This is a genomic window from Candidatus Endolissoclinum faulkneri L5 (assembly GCF_000510265.1).
Taxonomy (GTDB): domain Bacteria; phylum Pseudomonadota; class Alphaproteobacteria; order Thalassobaculales; family Thalassobaculaceae; genus Thalassobaculum; species Thalassobaculum faulkneri_A.
This window is the reverse complement of record NZ_CP006745.1, coordinates 879,755-901,940: the sequence shown is the minus strand read 5'-3', so window position 1 is coordinate 901,940 and position 22,186 is coordinate 879,755. Positions and strand designations below refer to the sequence as shown.

Annotated in this window: 11 protein-coding genes and 2 tRNA genes; 9 read left to right on the top strand and 4 right to left on the bottom strand. The window is 35.5% G+C overall.

Translation table 11 applies throughout. The annotated features are described in order from the left end of the window. Positions 1-145 precede the first annotated feature (145 nt). Complete coding sequence (locus P856_RS02690) at positions 146-1,375, bottom strand: CCA tRNA nucleotidyltransferase (protein WP_025300635.1); 1,230 nt, start codon at positions 1,373-1,375, stop codon at positions 146-148. An 854-nt stretch (positions 1,376-2,229) separates the two neighbouring features. On the opposite strand from P856_RS02690, the gene pgsA reads away from it, so the two are divergent. The 8 genes from pgsA (at position 2,230) to alaS (ending at position 14,324) form a co-directional block, all read left to right on the top strand. Continuing rightward, entirely contained in the window at positions 2,230-2,850 is a 621-nt protein-coding gene (pgsA, locus tag P856_RS02685) for a CDP-diacylglycerol--glycerol-3-phosphate 3-phosphatidyltransferase (RefSeq protein ID WP_025300634.1), read from the top strand. Between the two features lie 1,023 nt (positions 2,851-3,873). Continuing rightward, positions 3,874-3,948: transfer RNA gene (locus tag P856_RS02680), tRNA-Gly, on the top strand. A gap of 1,059 nt (positions 3,949-5,007) precedes the next feature. Beyond that, entirely contained in the window at positions 5,008-5,946 is a 939-nt protein-coding gene (hemC, locus tag P856_RS02675; RefSeq protein ID WP_025300633.1) for a hydroxymethylbilane synthase, read from the top strand. Between the two features lie 6 nt (positions 5,947-5,952). Further along, complete coding sequence (locus tag P856_RS02670) at positions 5,953-6,669, top strand: uroporphyrinogen-III synthase (protein ID WP_025300632.1); 717 nt, start codon at positions 5,953-5,955, stop codon at positions 6,667-6,669. Positions 6,670-6,767: 98 nt separating this feature from the next. Next, positions 6,768-8,318, top strand: a complete 1,551-nt coding sequence (locus tag P856_RS02665; protein WP_081713434.1) for a COG4223 family protein — start codon at positions 6,768-6,770, stop codon at positions 8,316-8,318. Between the two features lie 4 nt (positions 8,319-8,322). Then, on the top strand, positions 8,323-9,681 hold the full coding sequence (locus P856_RS02660; RefSeq protein ID WP_025300630.1) for a heme biosynthesis protein HemY: 1,359 nt from the start codon (positions 8,323-8,325) through the stop codon (positions 9,679-9,681). Positions 9,682-10,495: 814 nt separating this feature from the next. Further along, a tRNA-Thr gene (locus P856_RS02655) sits at positions 10,496-10,568 on the top strand. 1,098 nt (positions 10,569-11,666) lie between these two features. Beyond that, positions 11,667-14,324: an alanine--tRNA ligase gene (alaS, locus tag P856_RS02650; protein WP_025300629.1), complete on the top strand. Its 2,658-nt coding sequence runs from the start codon at positions 11,667-11,669 to the stop codon at positions 14,322-14,324. Between the two features lie 1,174 nt (positions 14,325-15,498). On the opposite strand, the gene dapE is transcribed toward alaS, so the two are convergent. The 3 genes from dapE to P856_RS02635 form a co-directional block, all read right to left on the bottom strand. Further along, on the bottom strand, positions 15,499-16,674 hold the full coding sequence (dapE, locus tag P856_RS02645; RefSeq protein WP_025300628.1) for a succinyl-diaminopimelate desuccinylase: 1,176 nt from the start codon (positions 16,672-16,674) through the stop codon (positions 15,499-15,501). A gap of 18 nt (positions 16,675-16,692) precedes the next feature. Next, complete coding sequence (gene dapD, locus P856_RS02640) at positions 16,693-17,553, bottom strand: 2,3,4,5-tetrahydropyridine-2,6-dicarboxylate N-succinyltransferase (RefSeq protein ID WP_025300627.1); 861 nt, start codon at positions 17,551-17,553, stop codon at positions 16,693-16,695. 92 nt (positions 17,554-17,645) lie between these two features. Continuing rightward, the gene (locus P856_RS02635) at positions 17,646-18,311 is read right to left on the bottom strand and encodes a pyrimidine 5'-nucleotidase (protein WP_025300626.1); all 666 of its coding nucleotides are present in this window, start codon (positions 18,309-18,311) and stop codon (positions 17,646-17,648) included. A gap of 2,252 nt (positions 18,312-20,563) precedes the next feature. Here P856_RS02635 and P856_RS02630 point away from each other — a divergent pair. Then, positions 20,564-21,328, top strand: coding sequence for a gamma-glutamyl-gamma-aminobutyrate hydrolase family protein (locus P856_RS02630; RefSeq protein WP_025300625.1), 765 nt, complete (start codon positions 20,564-20,566; stop codon positions 21,326-21,328). Positions 21,329-22,186 lie beyond the last annotated feature (858 nt).

The window sequence follows — 22,186 nt, the reverse complement described above, 5'->3', positions numbered from 1 at the left end:
TTAATTGAGGCAATAATAAAGTCAATCGGTAATTTAGAAAATTTTACGTACCATCAATCGTTAAGAAGCTCCTTCTTGAGAGTAGAATGTTACTACGCTCTATCTGATTGGCTTTTAGCTTCTTTGTCAGTAATCAAATTAATCATTAGTTTATCTTGATGTTGGATACTATACGGCGCAATTTTGACTTGCAGGCTTTTTTATCTGCAGTAAAACCGCCTCTAATCCACCAATTTTCTACTAAACGTAGCAATTCCCCAATTTTTGGCCCAGGCTCAACGCCGAGTGCAACTATATCAATGCCAGTTAGAGGGAAAACAGGCGGTGTCCAATGTCGGGCAATAGCGAGATCATTTTCAATATCCTTCCCCGTTTTTGCTGCGAGAAGCATTCTAGCATTGATAAAGTTTTTAGCGCCTAAGCGATATATTGTTGTTTTGCACTCGTAAGTATTCATCAGAGGATTTTTCGGTGTCGCAATAGCAGCAGTTAAGCGTTTTGCATCAGCATTAGAAAATTTAAGTCTTTTAGCAACTGATCTAGCTGTATTTGACTCAGCTAGTAAAGCAGCAAGACGACTAATAGGATTTGGATTCATACCGTAGCAACGCTCGATATTTATGAATTTTACGAGTTGGCTTGCATCAAATGGACCATCCCACAAATACTTTGCTACACCACTTTCTGCCATGATAACTATCACTTCTTCTGCCATTGGAGCAATTAACAGCCGAGAAAATTCTTTCCATACTCGTTCGCCGGATAGCGAAGATAAACTTGGCGCCAAATCAACACAAGCTTTAAGGCTATCAATATCAAGCTCTTTATCCCCATACTCAGCATAGAAGCGGAAAAAACGAAGAATTCGCAAGCAGTCCTCTTGAATTCTAATCTGCGGATTACCAATAAAGCGAATTCTTCTGGCACGAATATCAGCAATCCCGGTAGTAGTTGGATCGTAAAGATTGCCATCCATATCAAGATAAACTGCGTTTAGAGTAAAGTCTCGACGGGAGGCGTCCTCGAGCCAATCTTCTGTGAAGGATACCATGGCATGACGGCCGTCGGTATCCACATCTCGGCGTAGGGTAGTAACTTCTACGAAAGCACCATCGATAAAGATGGTTATAGTACCATGTCTTATTCCAGTAGGAACCGCGTGCAAACCCGCTGATGTACATAGAGCAAGTATATTAGCAGGCAATGCATTAGTGGCTATATCAAAATCAACAACCGGCAAGCCAAGCATATGATTGCGAACTGCTCCGCCGACAAACCGCGCTAAATAGCCACTGTTGGTTAATAAAGATAAAACGGGACTACAAGGTGGATGATGCATCCATTCAGCAAATGCTATACTTTCAACCGGTTTCATGTGAATACTAACTCACTGCTCCAAAGAACAGTGTATAATTTGCAAAGGTTACATTGAACCTGAATAGTAGGTTTTACTGGATCGTTAGTATAACAAAGTTCTTAACCATCAGGACAGCTATTTCTAATAAAATATTACAATAAATGTTTTTAAAAGTTAAAAATGCTTGCTTAAAAACAGGTCTCTTTATTGAAATACATTACGCATTTCGATTAAGAAAAATCTACTAAATATATATTATCATACGAACTATTAGCAATAACATTATAATTAATATAATAAAATTATGTAATAGATTTCAATAAAAAATTATAACATTATAGATATCAATTTATTATCATTCCAGTCTTACAAATGAGTAATTAGATTATATTATTTATTCTTATAATATTATTTATTCTTATATTGCGTCGTCTTAATTTATTCATATAATAAACATCTTATTTATTCATATAATAAACATTGAAAACAAATTATTTTAAAAATTTCTGTTTATACGAAATTTCATTGAATGTTAACTAATATATTTTGCTGAAAATCTATTTAATTTATAGTTTTAGCTTTTACCAATTTACAATTTGGACTTGGGTTAACTTAAAATGTTTAATCAACAGGCTGCAGATTGACTTTAAATCTTTCATAACTAACATTGGTGTTTATGCGATGTTTAGTAAGCTGCTAACAAATTGATAGCATATTAAGTGCAGGCACAAAATTATGATGGATGTATTGCTTCCGTTCATAATTTAAGGCAAATATCATAATTTTTATGATCTTCTTCTCTGATTCTGTGCTGTGATATACTGTTGTGGACGAAAAAAAATTTCTCTTTAAAAGTGATAAATTGCAGCAAGATGCTAGATCAATTACCCAATTGGCTGACTATTTTCCGCATTTTGGCTGTAGTGCCGATTACTATATGTCTCTGGCTTGGTGGAGAAACTCTACGATGGGTTGCCTTGATCTCATATATATTAGCTAGTGTTACCGATTACTTTGACGGTTATCTTGCACGAGTTATGCAAGTTCAGTCGGGAATTGGGCGTTTACTTGATCCTATTGCGGATAAACTGCTGGTCGTAGCATCACTGCTGACACTAGTAGCACTTGATCATATTTCTGGAACAACTGTTTTGGCAGCTTTAGTAATCATGTTGCGTGAGATAATAGTTTCCGGCTTGCGTGAGCTTTTAGCAGAACTAAGAGTTAGCATACCAATTAGTCGTTTAGCTAAGTGGAAAACAACGGTTCATTTAATAGCAATCGGCTTTTTAATTATTGGAGATGATTCCCCAAAATGGATAGACTCCACAACAGTAGGGGAAGTTGGTTTGTGGCTAGGTGTAATCCTGACACTATTCACTTGTCAGGATTATTTAGTTAAGGGAATACGTTATGTTTCCTCTCATCAATTTAGGCGCTTTCCGAAGAGGAATATAGAATTTAGGCGCTTTCCGAAGAGGAATATAGAATAATTTTTATTTTAGATAGAGAATTTTCCCATTTATAGAAAGGAACTGTCTGCAAGTTCGTCAATAACTTAAATTTATCAATAAATATTTTGATTCTTACAATAGATTGCTGTTGCTTGTGCTTGCGTCTATTGTAGTAAGCGTAGTGCGAGCATTGTGTCGTAATACTACTTTTATCATTGTTTTGATGATCTTAGTGTTTACTCTAAGAAAATAATTTAGCGCTTGATTTGTTTGATAATATCATTCAATCATAGCCATGATTGAATGATATTAATTTAGGTTAACTTTTAAAATTATTTGTTGGTATATTTTGCATCTTGCACTGCCAGTCGAAAGGTTTGTGTTTGTATAAGATAATTTTTGTCTATAAAATGACATCAATTACTTATCTAAAGTCTTGATAAGCTTACGAAGATTAACAATTGTGCATTCGTTAACACCTTAAAATTCCACTAAAGTTGATTTTATGTATGAAGCATATAAAATGTATAAAGCATATAAAATTTTTTTTATTTTGATTTTTATTTTTATACTTGTTCACCCAGAAGGTTTTTATAGACATATTTTATTTGGTATGATATAAGACGTTTGGCTTGATATTTCGATTTGCTTTTGTATCTTTACTTTAAAGAAATTAAATAAAATAGATTTAGGTATACTGTGAGCTTTATCAAAGGCTTTGCTAGAATAAGATGCTTTCAGCGCGATGCAAGCTTTTGTGGAATCTGAGATTAGTGGCACCTAAACTTTGATAGTATGCTTTTTATCGTTTATTTTTCTTATTAATATAGCTTATTTTATAATTGATTTGTGCTCTCTCTAAAACAAAGCGTAATCATGATTGTATTTAGATCTTTAGGTATAAGATAAGATACTGGCCATTAATAAAAAATACAGATGAGTATCTATTATAAAGTATTAATTTATATGAATCAGTTACGTATAAAAATTTTTACTAAAAAAACTAGTACGTATTAGCAAAGTTTTGTAATAAACCTCTGTTATTGTCTTCAATTTTATAAAGCGGGCGTAGCTCAGTGGTAGAGCACAACCTTGCCAAGGTTGGGGTCGTGAGTTCAAGTCTCATCGTCCGCTCCATAATTTTATTGTTTATCCTCTACTAGCAGTTGTTTATTATTAGCTATGCTAGGCGTCTTTTCAAATCGATTGGAACGGTTTTATGAATTGTTGTCAGAATCTCCTTAAGATACTTTATAAAGAAAGAAGTAATCAATCATTGATAGATAAACTGCTGAGAATACTAGTAATTAATAAATACTATAATTAATGTATTCTTGTTATTAAAGAAGGGTCGTATCTTTAGAGCTTGTTAGATTATGCTGTAGTGGTTTTACCAAAAAAATTTTATTCTTTGCATCTGGCAAATTATTGGGTGAAATAAATTTCAATTATTTAGTGGTCAGTTAGCACTAATTATTCAACAATTAAGTCTATTGTATTATCTGTAACTTGATTGATTGTAGCTTGTTTTATTTTGTTTGCTTCTATTTGCTTTTTATTCAATTTGGCTTTTTATCGTTAGGAATTATAATGATTACCTTATTTTATGTTTATGATTTCTACAGTTTATAAAAAAAGTCGTAAGCTGGTACAATAAGTTAGCTGTTTGTTTGTTTGTCGCTGTGACAAAATAGTTCTGGAAGATAACTTTTTGCCTTAAAAAGCTAAATTGTAGCACCGGTGCGTATTTTCAAAATGTCAAGAAAAATAAAACTTTATTTTTAAAATGAATTATTTTCGATTCTGAAACAGCAAAGCTGGAAAAGCTGATAAAGCACTAGTAATGACAACTAAACTCCAATTTATCTTCACTTACTGTCTAGCCCTAGGCTAAAGTTCAACTCTGTTAGATGTGCTAATAAGACAATTAACTGCTCAAAATCCTTTTACTTATCATTTCCTTCGTGCTCAAGTAGGCAGTAATATACAAGAATGTATCTTTATGAAAAATAGATTGGTTTAGTAAATGATACTACTTAAGTGGTTGTATGCTATTAAGAACATGAAAATCCAGGATAGCTCGATTGAGCAATGCTTTTTAGCCTCGTTTGCGAATCATTAATTGAGCTGTGCTTACGCTGCTTTAGCGATCTTCAGATATATTTTATAGATCGCGGGCTTATAATAGAAATAATCATGACCGCTAAGATTATTCTTGGCTCGCGCGGATCGTTGCTGGCTCTTGAACAGACTAGAGAAGTTAGCGAACGGTTAATGGCAACTTGGCCTGAGCTAAGAGAGGAGGGAGCGATCGAAATACAAAAGGTGAAAACAACTGGAGATGCTGTAATTGATCGTCCGCTTATTGAGCTTGGTGGCAAGGGCATGTTTATCAAGGAGCTGGAGAACAAATTGCTTTCTGGAAAAATTGACGCTGCGGTACACTCGATGAAAGATATGGAAACTACTATCGCCAAAGCTACCGTACTTCAAGCTGTATTACCGCGTTCAGATCCGCGGGATGCATTTATTTCTTGCTGTGTCGATAGTTTTGATTCTTTGCCGGGTGGCGCGCGAGTTGGTACTGCTTCAGTCCGACGTGCCGCTTTAGTGCGCAGTCGACGACCAGATTTGCAAGTAGTTTTGTTTCGTGGTAACGTAAATACTCGCTTGCGTAAGTTACGTGAAGGCCAAGCGGAAGCAACTTTTTTAGCGGTTTGTGGCTTAAAACGTTTAAATATGGAGCATAAAATTACTAGAATAATGGGGACGGATGAATTTCCTCCAGCCGTTAGCCAAGGGGCCATTGGTGTGCAGTGCCGAATAGGCACTAGTTCGACTCGTGAGGTTGATGTTGCTCGGTGGCTTTCTGCCTTGGATGATTGGGCAAGTCGTACAAGGGTAATAGCGGAACGCTCGATGTTAGCAACATTGCAAGGTTCGTGTCGTACACCTATTTCCGGTCATGCGGTGTTAAATGGTAATCGGCTAACTTTGAGCGGCTTGGTGTTGTCATTGGATGGAATGCATCGCCATTCTGTGACTGCTAGCGCTATTGCTAGTGAAGCAGAATCACTTGGTCGATGGGTAGGTGAGAAGATTCTATCTCGCTGTGGGCGCAATTTTCTTGTTTGATAGCTTATGCAATTACGGCGGGTTATAGTTACTCGACCAGCAGCAGCGATAAATGATTTTCGCTCTGAGCTTGCGCGATATAGGATTGAAGTGCTGCCAGCTCCCATGTTATCGGTTAAACAAGTTGTTCAAATGCCAACTATTACCGATAATGTGCAGGCAGTTTTGCTAACTAGCGGAAACGGGGTGCAGGGTGCGGTACGACTAGGAATAAGTCGTGATTTGCGTGTTTTAACAGTTGGCTATGCTACCGCGCAGGTAGCTATTAAGGCAGGTTTTACTGCGGTTACTTCTGCATTAGGTGACTCTCTATCTTTAGTCAACTTGGCTATAAAAGTATGTAAACCAAAGAATGGACCATTGATCTGGATAAGCGGAGAATCAGTGAGTACAGATTTGGTTGCAACTTTAGCAGGCTATGGGTTCTTAGTGTATCGTCACATAGCATACTATACGATCATGTCGACAAACATTCCATTAAGAGTGGAAGAGGCCTTGCGTGCAGGCTTAGTAGATGGAATACTATTTTTTTCTCCACGTAGTGCAGAGGCTTTTGTGATTCTTGTAGGGAAACGATCTTTAGAGGTCGCGTGTTCAACGGTATCGGCGTATTGTTTAAGCGATTCTATTGCTCAGGTGATTTCAGAACTTAACTGGGGCGCTATACATGTATGTAAAATGCCGACAAAAGCTTCTCTTATCCAGGCGATGATTCTTAGTTGATTGGTCTACAATTGTAGAAAGGGATTATTTTATGGTTAAGAAGTCTAGGGCGGGGAATAAAAAAAATGCTCTCAAGGATAAAATAGAGGGAGAGGAACATGGAATGGAGGAGCTCCATATATTTACTAGTAAACCGACTGCATCCGAGAGGATGCCTAATATCTGTTAGTAATAAAGATTCATTAGCTGTCAGCTCTAATGTTGTTTCTCCTACAGCAAACTATAATGATAAATGTGATTTTGATAGAAAAAATGCGGGTTTAATGGTCACGCCATCTCAGAATTCTGCTTCGAGTACCAAAAAGATAAAGGTTTCTCATTGTCAGACTGGGAACGATGCAAACACTAGCAATAATACCGTAAGTGATAAAAAAGCTAAACTATCAAATGAGAATCAAAGTCTAAGCGTTGGTTTCATGCGTTTAATTATTATTATATTTATTATGTTGGCTATAAGCATTGGTTATGTCAGTTATTCGGAGTGGCGCGAAAAAGCAGAGCAATATGTGTCTATGGTTGATGTAACCTCGCCTTTGGCATTGATCAATTCTATTATAGGCTTTTTAAAGCCAGATGTATCTAATTCGTCGGAAGATATTAGATCTCAAACTAATAAATACGGATCTTTAGATTCTCTCTTCGACTCTCTTGCAATGTTGAAAAAAGATTTTGAGTCGCTGCAAGCGCGCTTAGTTGTCTTGGAAACTAAGACTAATTTTTTGCCCAAAATAACCGCATGGGTTAATTCAACAAAAAAAAGTATCGATAGCCTAACTGAGCAAATTGATGCGATGGATAGCAAAGTTCAAAGTCTATTTGCTACTATAGCAACTTTTCGCTACAGAGAGAACAGCGGGAAAGATAGTAATTTATTTTTGCCAACCGCTTGGGGTTTGTCGGATCGTTTATCTATTTTAGAACGTAGTTTTTTAGATATAAAAGGACAAAAAAATTTTGGATGGCCGCTTTTCTCTTCTGATGATTTTGTTATCTTGCAAGAGCGCATAAAATTTTTGCAAAACTCTTTTGAAGACAGGGATGCCAATCTGATCGCTCGACTTGACGATATAGCTGTTGCTCAAAAAGAGCTAGAATACAAAGTAGAAGAATACCGAAATCAAAAAAAGAAGGTTGGGGCTTTCTTGGTCGCGATTGATCTTTTACAGGAAGCTAATCAAAAAGGTATTTCTTTTGCGACAGAACTCGACGAATTAGAAGGTGCTGCTTGGGATCAGCTGAAAATTGCCGACGCTATTGTTTTTTTACGCAATCATGTGGATGGTGTACCTTCGATGGCAGACTTGCGGTATAGTTTCCCATCTTTTGCCGAATCGATAATCAAATCCGCATCTTCAATCGGTAATTCTAATAATATAGTTGACAAAGTAATGAAACGTATATTTTCGTTAGTAACATTGCGACGCACCAAAACAGATGAATATAATTCTCTTGACGCTATAATTAATCGAGCTGAAGCAGCCGCTGATCATGGTGATCTTTTGATGGCAGCTAATTATTTGGACGCTTTAGTCGGTAAATCTGCCGAGGCAGCACAGCCATGGATCACTGCGGTAAAGGCGCGTTTTGCTGTAGATCAAGCAGTGCATACTTTGCATTCGCAAGCTCTTGCTGTACTCTTGGGAGATTGAATAAATGCGAGGATCACTATTTTATCTTATTCAGCTTGTTGCTTTTGTCTCTATCGCAGTTTGGCTATCCCAGTACCCCGGATGGGTTAGGATAGATTGGTTGGATTGGCAATTAGAGACTTCATGCGCATTGTTTTTATTAGCAATTAGTATGATAATCGCGATAGTATTCATTGGGCGGAGGGTTATTTATGGGCTTATACAAATTTTCTTATCAGTATGGCACTACCGTAAAGTTTATCGCGATAAAGCTGGCTATCAGGCTCTCGTTCAGGGCATGGCAGCAGTTGCTGTTGGTGAAGTAGGTGATGCTAAACGTTTCTCGCGTGAAGCTGACTATCTTCTAAGCGATTCATGTTTAACTCGATTGCTTTCTACTCAGGCGGCCGTACTAGGAGGGGATTTAGCTGTTGCTGGACGTTATTTTGCTACTATGAGAGACAATGAAAATACTGCATTTTTTGGGTTACTGGGCTTGATGCGGTTGGCTAGTGCAAGAGGTGATTATCCTTATGTTCTACAGCTAGCTAAAAAGGCAAATAAGCTTCGGCCAACCTCTGTTAAAGTAGCCACTACAATTGTGTTCGCTCTCGCTCAGGATGGTCAATGGGAAGAATCGCAGTCCGTTCTTCAGGATTTTGTTAAGAGAGGACTTATTTCTAAGTTAGCTAGTAAAAGACATCGGGCTGCTCTGCTTATAGAGCGTTCAAGATTAGCTAAAAACCAAGACATGTCTCTGATTTTTGCGGCTAAGGCTCGAGAAAGTCAACCGGATTTTGTACCTGCTATTGTGGCAGAAGCGCAGCTACTAGGGGCTATGGGACGTAAAGATAAAGCCTACACGCTAGTATCTAAAGAGTGGAAACAAACACCTCACCCAGACCTGGCTACATCAATGCGTATCTTGTGGAAAGATGAGATTGCTGGATCTATGTTATTAAGTAAAATACAGGCGATGGTGGAAAGTTTACCCGAACACACTGAGAGCCGCTTAGCTGTTGCTGAAACTGCATTAGATAATGATTTTTGGGGTGAGGCTAGGGCGCAACTTGCTTCCTTAGCTCCGGATAACATTGGACCTCGAGCATGCATGCTTTGGGCGAGATTAGAAGAGGGTGAACATGGAAACTTAATGAAATCTCGTAACTGGATGGAAAGGGCATCTTCTTCTTTAAGCGATCCGGCATGGACTTGTATTTCTTGTGGCTCAGTTACTCCCTTATGGACTCTCGTATGCAGTAATTGCTGTACATTTGAAACAATTACTTGGATTCGTCCGCCAGTAGTAATTTTTCCACCAGTCTTAAGTAGTTTTCCGCGAAATGGTATAGACCCGGCTAGATCTTCGATGATCTACACTTGAGTTTCTGAAACAAACAAAAATTTGTTTGCTAACTTAAGTTTTTGTTTATTTAATATTTTGCTTTAAGGTTAGGCGATATTTATTTTTAGCGTAACTTAGGCGTTAAATCGTATGAAGAAAAGCTAGTAAGCTATTAAAAACTTTTTTTTGTCAAAAGGGCTTCTGGTCATTAATATAATTATAACTAATATTGCATTTTTTACTAGGATAAAGTTTCAATTAAAAATGTTCGTAGTTTATCTACTAAATAGTAAATAATTTTTAAGATAATCCTGCTAATTTTTTCATGCAGTATGAAGTGATTATTATTTCTATATTGCTGAATGGAAGAGAATATAAAGGAAACTTAGATCTTTATTTGTTAGTTTTATTTATATATTTTTGACATTGGTTTGATTTATTTTTTGCATTGCCTTTTGGCTGGGAAAACCGTTATCAGCGGGGTAGGCGGAAGGTTAGTAATAAACTAAGTAATTTTTTAGAAATGCATAATTAATATTTAAATTAGCGATAAATGAGTTATATTATGCACGCTATTTATAATTTATTTAACAGCAAAAGCTTTAGATATACAAGGAAGCATTTTTATTTATATTTAAATCTGTGTGTAGCTTTACTATTTTAACGCATAAACTATAAGTTTATTTAATAATGTATTGTCACGTATTTTACTTTATACGGAATTGTATTCCGGAGGGAATTTGTTTAAGTTATTCTACTTAAAAATCTACTAATATTGCCAAAGCTTTATATTTTCGTTTAGTTTTAATTAATTATGTAGGGAAATAATTTAATGGTTATTAACTTTTTCTTTGCCGCAATAGCTCAGAAGGTAGAGCAACGCATTCGTAATGCGTGGGGCGGGGGTTCAATTCCCTCTTGCGGCACTGTTATCTTTATTTGATTTATTACAAGATATTATAGTCTTCTGTTAAAATTAAAATAATTGAAGTTGATAAGTAACCTAATTTATAGATCAAAATAGGTATTATGTTGCTGTGACTTTTCTACCCCCCTACCCCATTTGTAGGATTAGGTCTGTATTTGTTTTCTGTATTACTCATAATCTTTAACATTTAATGCGTTAGCAGTTTTAGGCTAGTTTATTTTTTAAATTATCAGCCTAGACATATCGATTTGTATTTTAATAACCTTAAAACAAACGATTTCTTAGTAATATTATTTATCTTAGTAATATTATTTAACCTACTGGAGAAATTAAGGAATTTATTAATCGTACAATAGTTACATAATAAACTTATTGTCATTGATTAGCTTATTATTAAACAAATTCAATTAAAAATGTCATTATGAAAAAATTATGAAGTAATACTCAATGTATTGCTGTTAATCCTAAAGTAAATAACTATTCTGTTAGCCCGATTCTACTTATATTAAGTAAACATTTTTTACATTGAAGCAGCGATACATATAGCATATTAGATTTTTAATATAGCCCGGTAGCTAGCGAAAGCTTAGTTAATAGATATAATAATCCTTTGAGTTTTAATTAACATAAGATAATCATGATGTTTTACTATTTATGCTCTGTTCGTCATTAAACGATAATTTTGGTTTTGTTTAATAAATTTTATGATCTTTAGTTGATAAACTAACTTATAAAAAATATTCCCTACATATGGTAGAAGGAAATTAATAAAATTATCAATGTGAATACTTAACCATACTCTGTGGTAAAAATTTAATAATTATAAAATTTCTCTATTTAGATCACTTTATACAAAAAAGCATTTAATCAATTACTTATCAGGATTTAGAACTATAATTTTAATAAAATATCCAACCGCGTATAATATACGTTTTCTTTTTAATTATGTATTTTTAACAATAAAAGTAATCTTCTTAATTATCGAATAATTTATGGTAGTGCGTAGTAATTTGCTTGTATAATTCAGGAATTTTGATCGAGTCGTTTTACATGTTTTAATATGTAACGATATTTCTAAAGTCTTTGGAGACATGTTGTGGTTACAAGTAAAGATATACGCCGAGCTTTTCTCGATTATTTCACTAATCGCCAACATTTAGAGGTTGCTTCCAGCTCGCTTATTCCTCGCAACGATTCAACGCTGATGTTTACTAATTCTGGGATGATTCAATTCAAAAACGTCTTTACTGGTGAGGAAACCAGCGAGCATACAAGGGTTGCTACCTCACAAAAATGCATGCGTGCTGGAGGTAAGCATAATGACTTGGATAATGTTGGTTATACAGCGCGTCATCATACGTTTTTCGAGATGCTTGGTAACTTTTCTTTTGGTGATTATTTTAAAGCTGAGGCTATCGAGTATGCTTGGAAAATGATAACTAGTGAGTTAGGCTTGCCGAAGGACAAGCTGTTGGCAACTGTATATGCTGAAGACGACGAAGCTGCTAAGCTCTGGAACAAAATAGCTGGTTTACCAGAGCGAAGAATTATTTGCATTCCGACATCAGATAATTTTTGGGCAATGGGTGATACTGGTCCATGTGGTCCATGTTCAGAGATATTCTTTGATCATGGACCTTCTCTCTCTGGTGATTTGCCCGGTAGGCCCAACGGAAATGGGGATAGATTTATAGAAATCTGGAATTTAGTTTTCATGCAGTATGAGCAAATTACACAAGAAGAGCGCGTTGAGCTACCTCGACCATCGATCGATACCGGTATGGGTTTGGAACGTATTGCTGCGGTTTTGCAGGGAAAGCATGACAACTATGAAATCGATACAATGCGCCATATCATTGAGGCTTCTGCGGAGATTTCAGGGGTAGATCCGGATGGAGAGTTTAAAGTATCTCACCGCGTAATTGCTGATCATTTGCGTGCCAGCATTTTCTTAATTGCTGATGGTGTGTTGCCTTCAAGCGAAGGTCGTGGTTATGTTTTACGTAGAATTATGCGTCGAGCTATGCGTCACATACATATTATGGGCTGTGTTGATCCAATTATGTATCGCTTGGTTCCCACAATTGTGAGCGATATGGGTGAAGGATTTCCGGAATTGATGCACGCATCTGCTTTGGCTACTGAGACTATTAAAACGGAAGAAACCAAGTTTAAGGAAACTCTGGATCGCGGCCTAAACCTCTTGTCTGACGAGACCGATAAGCTTGGGTTTGGTCAGCCTCTAAGTGGTGAATTTGCTTTTAAATTATATGATACCTATGGATTTCCTTTAGATCTTACTACTGATATTTTGCGTGGTCAAGGCAGATCTTTGGATCAGGCTGGTTTTGATATAGCTATGGCCCGTCAGCGCGCTGCTGCTCGTAAATCCTGGTTTGGCTTAGTCGAGACTTCTCCAGATCTTATCTGGTCTCAGGTCCGTAAAGATGTCGGTGCAACCAAGTTTTTAGGCTATGATAGTACCTCAACAAATGCTCTGATTTGCGCTTTGATCGTCGATAGTAAGCAGGTTAGCAGTATACAGTCGAATATCGACGTTTTGGTTGTCGTAAATCAGACTGTCTTTTATGGAGAGAGCGGAGGTCAGATTGGTGATACAGGTACTATGCGTACTTCCAATGCTGCTACTCTAACAATCACCGATACTAAGAAAAAGTTTGGCGATCTTTTTGTTCATGTTGCTATAAGTCATGGTGGAATAATTAGGATTGGTGACTCGGTGGAAATGCTAGTCGACGTTGATCGACGCGATCGAATACGTGCTAATCATTCTGCAACTCATTTACTACACGAGGCTTTACGTAGAAGGCTTGGTAATCAAATTGCTCAAAAGGGCTCGTTTGTAAAGCATGATCGTCTACGTTTTGATTTTACTCAATCAACTGCTATGTCTAATGATGATTTATTATGGGTAGAGAATGAGATTAATCACCGAGTATGTCAGAATTCTTCCGTGATTACACGTCAAATGACACTGGAATCAGCTCTCACCGAAGGATCTACAGCACTATTTGACAAAAAGTATGGTGAAAAAGTACGCGTTGTGTCTATGGGGGGAGGGATTGAATCAGGTAACAAGTTTGCTTGGTCAGTGGAATGTTGTGGTGGAATTCATGTGCAAAGGACAGGGGATATAGGTATAGTAAAGATCATTTCGGAAATAGCTATTTCTGCTGGTGTACGGCGAATTGAGGCTTTAACTGGCGTAGATGCGTTAAATTGGATAAATTCCCACGAAAAGGTTCTTACAAAGGTTGCAGCTGAATTAAAAAGTACTCCAGAACAATTGCCTGTTCGGGTTCATGCTTTGATCCAAGAGATTCATCGGCTTAAACGTGATTTGGTTAATAGCAGAAAGCAATTAGCTTTTAGCGGTGGTATTACTAAGAGTATCTACGGAATCACCTTCACTATAAGGTTGCTTGATGGTATTCCTGCTTGTGAATTAAAAGGCGTAGCTGATGGCCTCAAACAGCAAATCGTCTCTGGTGTTGTTGCTATTATTGGTAGTAATAATGGTAAATCCTCATTGGTAGTCGGTGTTACTAATGATTTGGTCGGTCGGTTTAACGCAGTTGATCTAGTTCGAGCTGCTTCATTTGCTATTGGTGGCAAAGGTGGGGGCGGACGTCTTGACATGGCTCAGGCAGCTGGCGGTTACAATGTAACCAACGGGAACGATAAAGCTATTGCAGCTATTGAAGAGGCCCTAGCTTCTTTAGCTGTTTTGTAAATTATATACATTTAAGTAATACCGTTTACTTAGCTTTCTTATTTAGTTTCTTTACACTGTTGGCAGTGTGTTTAACTTAATTATTAATCACTAATAAAGCATAGCTTGCGAAGCACTGAGATTGACTTGTAGTAAGGTTGATTATATCAAGAGTTTGTAATCCGGGTATGTGAAGTATATTCTAATCACTAATGCATGGTAATTACTGATTAGTATAAAAGTTGATCATCTGTTTTACCGTTATCTTAACTAATATTTTAATAGTTCAATAATTAATTGGGCTGAATTTGCACTTACCTGACATGTAGTACAATAATTATTTCTTTAAATAGCTTATTTTATGTGCATATTAATATAGCTTTTTTTATTTTTACTACTTACATTATATTATTTAATTAAACATTCAAATAGTAACTTTACTTATTGCAAAGCAATAACAATTACTATCGATGACGCATTTGTTAATTTTTTTTAAAGTAAAATTTATTCATCATCATTAGCTAAAACTGATAAAATGATTCTATTTACAGTTTATCGTTGACGAAAATAAAATTTCTATAAGGCGATATATTTGCTATATAAAATGATTACTGTGAAGATTTGTATATTCCTTGATTTGTTAGGCACAATAAATCCTTGTGGCTTGGATAGATGAGGTATTCAAAGTTTTTAGGTCAAAAACCAACAATCATACCTAATCTGTTAGACTTATAACCATTTAAGTTTATGGAAACTAATGATCTATAAGTTTACTAAGATATTTTTGATAAAAATTAAATTAAATATAGCTCAAGTATAGAGCTAATCTTCTTATGATAAAGAATCAATTTTTACATATTTATAGCCAAGAGAATAATGGATAGTGATCTATTACGATAATAAAAGGACCTAGGAATGAGTTATTGTATTTTTAAGCAGATTAACGTTCTTTATTATTTCTTATTATTAAATTTTTTTTAAAAAACATTTTTATTTTTACTAATTCGCTACATCTGAAACGATGGTGACAAGTTTACATTTTACCTACTTCGCAATACCAACATCCTAGCTATTGATAACAGCTAGGATGTTGGTATTGTTTGAGATAACTGTTAATTCGAATATATGGCGCTAGCTAAAGTGATAAAATTTAGTGAAACTTATTACTGATTAACAGCATGTAATTGTGTTACAATTAGCCAAGGATGCATTTTAGTACAGTCAGGTAAATATCTTTTAAGGTATAAATATCAGCTAGCGGTACGTGCTCGTCAACCTGATGCATAGTTTTACCTACTAAACCAAATTCTACTACCGGACACAATCTTTTGATGAAATTAGCATCTGATGTACCGCCATTTGTGCTCAGCTCTGGACGTCTTCCGGTGATTATAAACGTAGCGTCTGATATTAACTTAGATAGTATGCCAGGTTCTGTAAGGAAACTCTCACGTAAGCATTCGGTTTTGAGCGTGTAAGACACATTCTGATTATCAAAAAACTTACGAAACATAAGGTTAAGCGATTCTGATGAATGGTTATCGTTAAAGCGTACGTTGAAGGTAGCGTGTGCCTTGGCTGGAATAACATTATTGGCTAGATTGCCCACGTCAATCGTTGTTATTGATAGATTGCTTGGTGCAAAATGTATTGTACCCTGGTCTAAGTTATCATTGATGAATGGTGTAAATATACGGATTAGTTGGTGTACCGGATTCTGGGTGAGATCTGGATAAGCGACGTGCCCTTGGATACCTCGCAAAGTAATATGTCCTGTGAATGAGCCGCGACGGCCGATCTTTATTGTATCTCCCATAACTGTGTGGTTAGTTGGTTCTCCCAAGATGCACATGTCAGGAATCTCGCCGTTAGCTTCCATCCAATTAAGGACCTTAATGGTGCCGTTAATACCTTGAGATTCTTCGTCGCCGGTGATCAACAAGCTGATTGAGCCTTTGTTTCCACCGTAAACGAGATATTTGTCAACTGCAGCGATGAAAGCAGCAATCGCCCCTTTCATATCTACAGCACCCCTACCCCAAAGATGATCTTTAGCTATGATACCGTCAAATGGTCTTACACTCCAAGATGTTACGTCATCAACTGGTACAACATCTGAATGACCAGCGAAACAGAAATGCGGTGCGGTGTTGCCTCGACGAGCATAAAGGTTTTCAATTTTATCTGTTCCATACTCCTCAAAATATAATCTATGACATATGAATTCCATCGATTCTAACAAAGATTGCAATAAATCTATAGCTCCACCTTCCTCAGGAGTCACGCTGGGACAGCGTATTAAATCTGCAGCAATTTGAACAGGATCAAGGGACTGTGATAACGATGTGCTGGTATGAAAAGAACTTAACATATAAATATTTTCATATAATCAATAACGGAGTAAATCATTGATTGATGTTTTTGACCTAGTCTGAGCATCCACATTTTTAATCACTACAGCGCAAGAAAGCGATGGACCTTGCATACCATTAGGTAACAATCTTCCTGGCATTGATCCAGGCACTACAACTGAATAAGCCGGTACACGACCTATATGAACTTCTCCGGTATTGCGATTAACGATGTGGGTCGATTTAGAGATAAAAACTCCCATAGAAAGTACTGCGCCTTCCTCGACGATCACGCCTTCAACCACCTCACTACGGGCACCGATAAAACAGTTATCTTCAACAATAACTGGATCAGCCTGCATCGGTTCGAGTACACCACCGATCCCAGCACCGCCGGATATATGCACATTTTTGCCAATCTGAGCACAAGAACCAACTGTAGCCCAAGCATCGATCATACTGCCATGATCGATGAATGCTCCAACATTGACAAAGCATGGCATTAATATTACGCCTGAAGCGATATGCGCAGAATAGCGTACTACACAGTGTGGAACCGCACGAAAGGAGGCATCGAGGAATCGTTGTTTATTCCATCCAGAGAATTTCAAAGGAACTTTATCCCACCATAAATATTTTCCATGTTTCGCATCTTCTGGACCGCCGAAAAATAATTGCATATCGTTTAGTTGGAAAGACAGTAATAGCGCTTTCTTAACCCAATGATTAACCATCCACTGGTGATTACCTTTAGGCTGGGCAGTACGAATTAAGCCAGTGTCCAGATTTTCTAAGACGGTTTCGACGGCTTCACGGATTTCACCTTTGTTAGAAGCGCTTATGTTGTTTCGGTTTTCCCAGGCATGATCGATGATATTTTGTAAATCATTATTCATAATTTTTAATTTTTGTTAACAGTTTAAAAATCAAGCGTTGCTTAGGATACTACATCCAAGTAGATAGCAAGCTAGTAGGAGAATGTTTGCATCAGTTATTTTTCTCTATTTACTACAGCCCTCAAAAAGCTAATTATATCCTTAGCTATGTTTTGCACGTATGGTTGATCGCAGCCAGCTTTAGCCCAGTTGAAATCGTTTTCTAGCCAAACCGTAGTCATCCCAAGATCTGCAGCTGGTTTTAAGTTGTTAGCTATATCTTCAATCATTACTGTCGTCTTGGGGTCAATACTTAACAAACTAATTAGCTTATCGTAAGGTGCTGGATCAGGTTTAGGTGCATAATCGGAAGCGACTATATCATAGATATGATCAAAATGGTGATTGATGCCTAGTCTTTTTGCTACTCGTGCACAATGATCTGCTAACCCATTGCTATAAATAACTTTACGGCCTGGCAGCATCGCCAGTAATTTTTCCAACTCTGGCGCTGGATCGATGTCATTGACATCGATATCGTGCACAAATTCTAAAAAAGACAATGGATCAATATTGTATTCGATCATTAAACCGCGTAAAGTGGTACCGTAACGATTGAACAAATCGTACTGTAGATTCCTAGCCAATGTAAGCTTTAAATCAAACTTTTCCTTAATAAATTCTGTCATCCTATCTGAAATTTGTATGAAAATGTTAGAACGTGCCGAATATAGTGTATTGTCCATATCGAAGATCCAACAGTTGATAGTCTTTGTTATCATTTAGTGTATTAATCCTTTGATTTTAAAGTATGCGTATATTTTAATACGGGTCAAAGTTCATCATCTAAGAGTCATTAACTGCTAATTTCATTTTAAGAATATACTTGGCAATGTAAGGCGAGCCAAGAAGAAGAAATTTATTAATCCACTCAGGATAACCATTGTATACTAAGGGCTTAAAAATATACCATCATAAAAAGCGACTATTTATATTATAAGATTATCTTTATATTAGGGTATAAAATGATAATTTTAAATCCGCTAAGCAAAGGTTAGTAACAAGATTGCTAAAATATTAGGAATAAAAACATAATATTTTAAATATAAGTTGATAGTTTATTTTTACTTTTTGTGTAAAAATAATGCTTATTACCGACGATTAAATTACTGTATTGCACAACTAATTGTATAATGCAGTAATAAATTTGCTGCTTGTATTGCACAATTGCAACAGCTTGATCGAATACTTTATTTTAAAAATAAGCAAAAATTTTACATTAATTTGAACGATTTTTAAATTAATGTAAGGCCTTCCATATATCCAGAGATAATAAAAACGAAGGAAGCATATTTTAAATTTGTGTTAAATTAAACTAATGCAAATCATAGTTTTTATTTATTGATTTTATTATCAATATCTCAGATATTATTCTTAACGCAAATATGCAAACGCAAGTTAAATAATTTGGCGTATGCAGGCGAAAAAGAATTCCTTAACAGATCTTAGATATTTTTACTAATTAATGTGCTGTTAATTAATCAACTATTAAATCTATAAGGCTGATAATACTTTTGCTAAAGTAATCTCTAGGATTGTTAGTGTTTTTGATAACATGAGCAGTTATTTTAATAATACCTATATAACTAGGTGCATAAAAAAGTTATTCTAATTTTTAGAGCGCTACTAAAATAGTATTGCGCGTAATAAAAGTATTTATTCATTATAGTTAATGAATTTAAAGATAAAATTATAAGCATATTAATGTAGTTTAGACTTATACGAAACCAATAAAACATTGTGCTATTGATTTTGGATGTTTTAATATGCTGTAATGCTAGATCTATAAGGGGATAATTTTTATATATATGTTAAAAATTAGCTCAAGGGAAAGTTAAGACTTAGGACAAATAAAATTGCATTATTTAGGATAATTTTAATCTTATCTTTATAGTCAAATTACCAACTCGCTATGCTACAGTATATTTTGATTGATTTAATCAAAGCGGCTTTAAACTCATGGTCTAATTTTTAGCCTAGAAGATTGTAGCGCTAAGTCTAGTCTATGTTATACTTAGAAAGTTTTTTAATCACTTGACTAATTAAATTTTTAATTTATGCAGCTAAACTGCACTATTTAAAAAAACAATAAGATTATATTGGTTTGCTTATTATAGGCGTTAACGTTTTAGGGTTATTTTTATTCACTATTAGGTATTAAACTTATATGATATTACTATACTGATTGATTGTATAATCTGCTAATAACTTTTTCTTAACCGTATTTTTGTTCTTTTTATCTAATGATTAACAAAGTGATAAATGATAGGCTAAATTTTGTATGCGATTACATGAATAGATTTGCTCCGTATCTTAAGGGCAGCTTATTAGAAGCATGATTATTGCAATTAACTAAAGAATATCTATTACTTCAGAATGAAAGCATTTCAATAGTAGGTAAATAGACTTAATAAAGAAGTGACAATATAAATCTAATGCGATAAACTAAGTAATTATTTTTTATTTCACTAGTTAATTAATATTTTACTATCTTTACTTGGTAAAAACGCTTAAATTTTTTAATTGGCTGATTAAATAAAAATTCTTCATGAGGATTAGTCAGCATTATTGAACAATATTGAAAAAGGTGTTTAAAAATAGTTTGATATACAGTTAAGAGAATACCCCTAAGGATAAGTTATTGGTCTATAAAATTTTTAAGACAAAATTCTCTCGAAGAAGTTAGGGCTAATTATCTATTAATTGGTGCATTTTGAATGCCTTTTGCATATCTTTATCGTATACATAGATGTATAATTTAAGTTGATTGGCTATGGTGCACTAGGTATTTTGGTTAATCATGAACTTTAAAAAATCGCTGTTCGATTGAATAATATGGAGGCTTTGAAGACTATATCCTCAAGTGTAATGTTATTGTTTTTAAGCGATTTTTATTCTCTCTTTGAGGACTTGGATTTAAACACAAAGAAGCGGATATTTATTGCTCTCTTGCTCAATTTTAAAAGGAGAACACATGGCACGGCCTGTGATTGGCATTCAATGCAACCGCTATCTAGCTGAAGGGGTAATTGAAGCTCAGCTCGTTGGCCAACTTAGCATTGAGGCAGTTGCTGCTGTGGCTAGTTGCACGCCACTTCTAATTCCTTCTATGCCAGATGCTTTAGATATTGATGATCTACTAGCAGTGCTGGATGGGGTAGTGTTGACCGGAGGTCGAGCAAATATACACCCTCACTATTATGGAGAGGACTTGACAGAACAGCATGGCGAAATGGATCTTGGTCGAGATCGAGTAGCCTTACCAATGATACGAAATTGCGTAGAACGTGGTATTCCAATTCTCGGCCTATGTCGTGGTATTCAGGAAATGAACGTTGCTTTTGGAGGTTCACTTCATCCAGAGATTGGAGATATGCCAGGAAAACACCGTCATCGCATGCCTAAGGGCTGCAAAGATCCAGAGATTATCTTTGCTTTACGGGAAAAAGTACGTTTAACCCCAGGCGGAACAATTGCTACTATGCTTGGGACCGAAAATATTGTAACTAATTCACTGCACGGCCAGGCAATTATGCGGCCTGGTCACCGAGTAATTGTCAATGGTGTTGCTGACGATGATACGATTGAAGCAATCTCCATTGCTGATGCTGCTAGTTTTGCAATTGGAGTGCAGTGGCATGCAGAATATAATGCTGTTGCTGACCCTGTTAGTAGAGCGCTGTTTGAAGCATTGGGTGATGCTGCTCGTGTACGCCATCATTGCAGGACTATCAAATAAATAAATTACTCAATAACTTAAATGTTGTATCTATCTTGTATAATTTAGAGAAGGATACAAGTAAACAGCAAATAATCGGTAATTTAACGAATTTATCACTTATTTAAATTACTGTTTTGTTAAATTTCTACAGTTAATTACTGCTACTGTTGTAAGTCAGATAACATAGTATGATGGATTCTTGTCTTGATGATAAACATTATCAATAACAATGATGTGATATTTCTTATAGTATTCTAGTGTAAAATATTTTTAATATTTGCTATTGACAGATTTTGCTTGGGTTTCTTTGCTATTATCCGTAATAATATACGTTGCTTTGGGGTTATCATCCGATAATCAAATAAGATAATTTTGGCTTTTGCTTTGATATTGAGTTAATCTAAAAATTAGGTTCTCTTCTTGGAGAAGGATCTTGTAGTTTGGATGCAGGGCCAGCACAGTCGTTAGTATTTATTTAAAAGATATCCAGCTAGTTAGTTATGAGGTAGAGAAACGATGTTTACTTGCAATTGAAGTATCAATTTTATGAGCAATATAATAATTGAAATAAGTTTTATTTACTATGTAGTATTTGGTTGTATGAGCAATGTATTCTTAATTGCTTACACTTTTTTATGCAATTAAGAATAGTCACTTTTATTATTGCATGATTATTACATAATAACAATGGTCATATATTAGCCAAAGGCTAAACTATTAAAGCAGTTAAATTATCGATTTAAATAAATTTTTATTGTCTGCGTTAAGTCAAACGAAGCTATTGTTTTAGGACAATTTAAGATTAAGCTGACTTTGGTAAAAATTTTACCACATATTAAGGAAGTTTAGTCAAGTGATAGATTAAATTTATATTTA

Excerpts from the sequence above, each read along its gene's own strand:
- P856_RS02690 (WP_025300635.1), bottom strand. The coding sequence starts at position 1,375 with ATGAAACCGGTTGAAAGTATAGCATTTGCTGAATGGATGCATCATCCA.
- pgsA (WP_025300634.1), top strand. The coding sequence starts at position 2,230 with ATGCTAGATCAATTACCCAATTGGCTGACTATTTTCCGCATTTTGGCT.
- hemC (WP_025300633.1), top strand. The coding sequence starts at position 5,008 with ATGACCGCTAAGATTATTCTTGGCTCGCGCGGATCGTTGCTGGCTCTT.
- P856_RS02670 (WP_025300632.1), top strand. The coding sequence starts at position 5,953 with ATGCAATTACGGCGGGTTATAGTTACTCGACCAGCAGCAGCGATAAAT.
- P856_RS02665 (WP_081713434.1), top strand. The coding sequence starts at position 6,768 with ATGGAATGGAGGAGCTCCATATATTTACTAGTAAACCGACTGCATCCG.
- P856_RS02660 (WP_025300630.1), top strand. The coding sequence starts at position 8,323 with ATGCGAGGATCACTATTTTATCTTATTCAGCTTGTTGCTTTTGTCTCT.
- dapE (WP_025300628.1), bottom strand. The coding sequence starts at position 16,674 with ATGTTAAGTTCTTTTCATACCAGCACATCGTTATCACAGTCCCTTGAT.
- P856_RS02635 (WP_025300626.1), bottom strand. The coding sequence starts at position 18,311 with ATGATAACAAAGACTATCAACTGTTGGATCTTCGATATGGACAATACA.
- P856_RS02630 (WP_025300625.1), top strand. The coding sequence starts at position 20,564 with ATGGCACGGCCTGTGATTGGCATTCAATGCAACCGCTATCTAGCTGAA.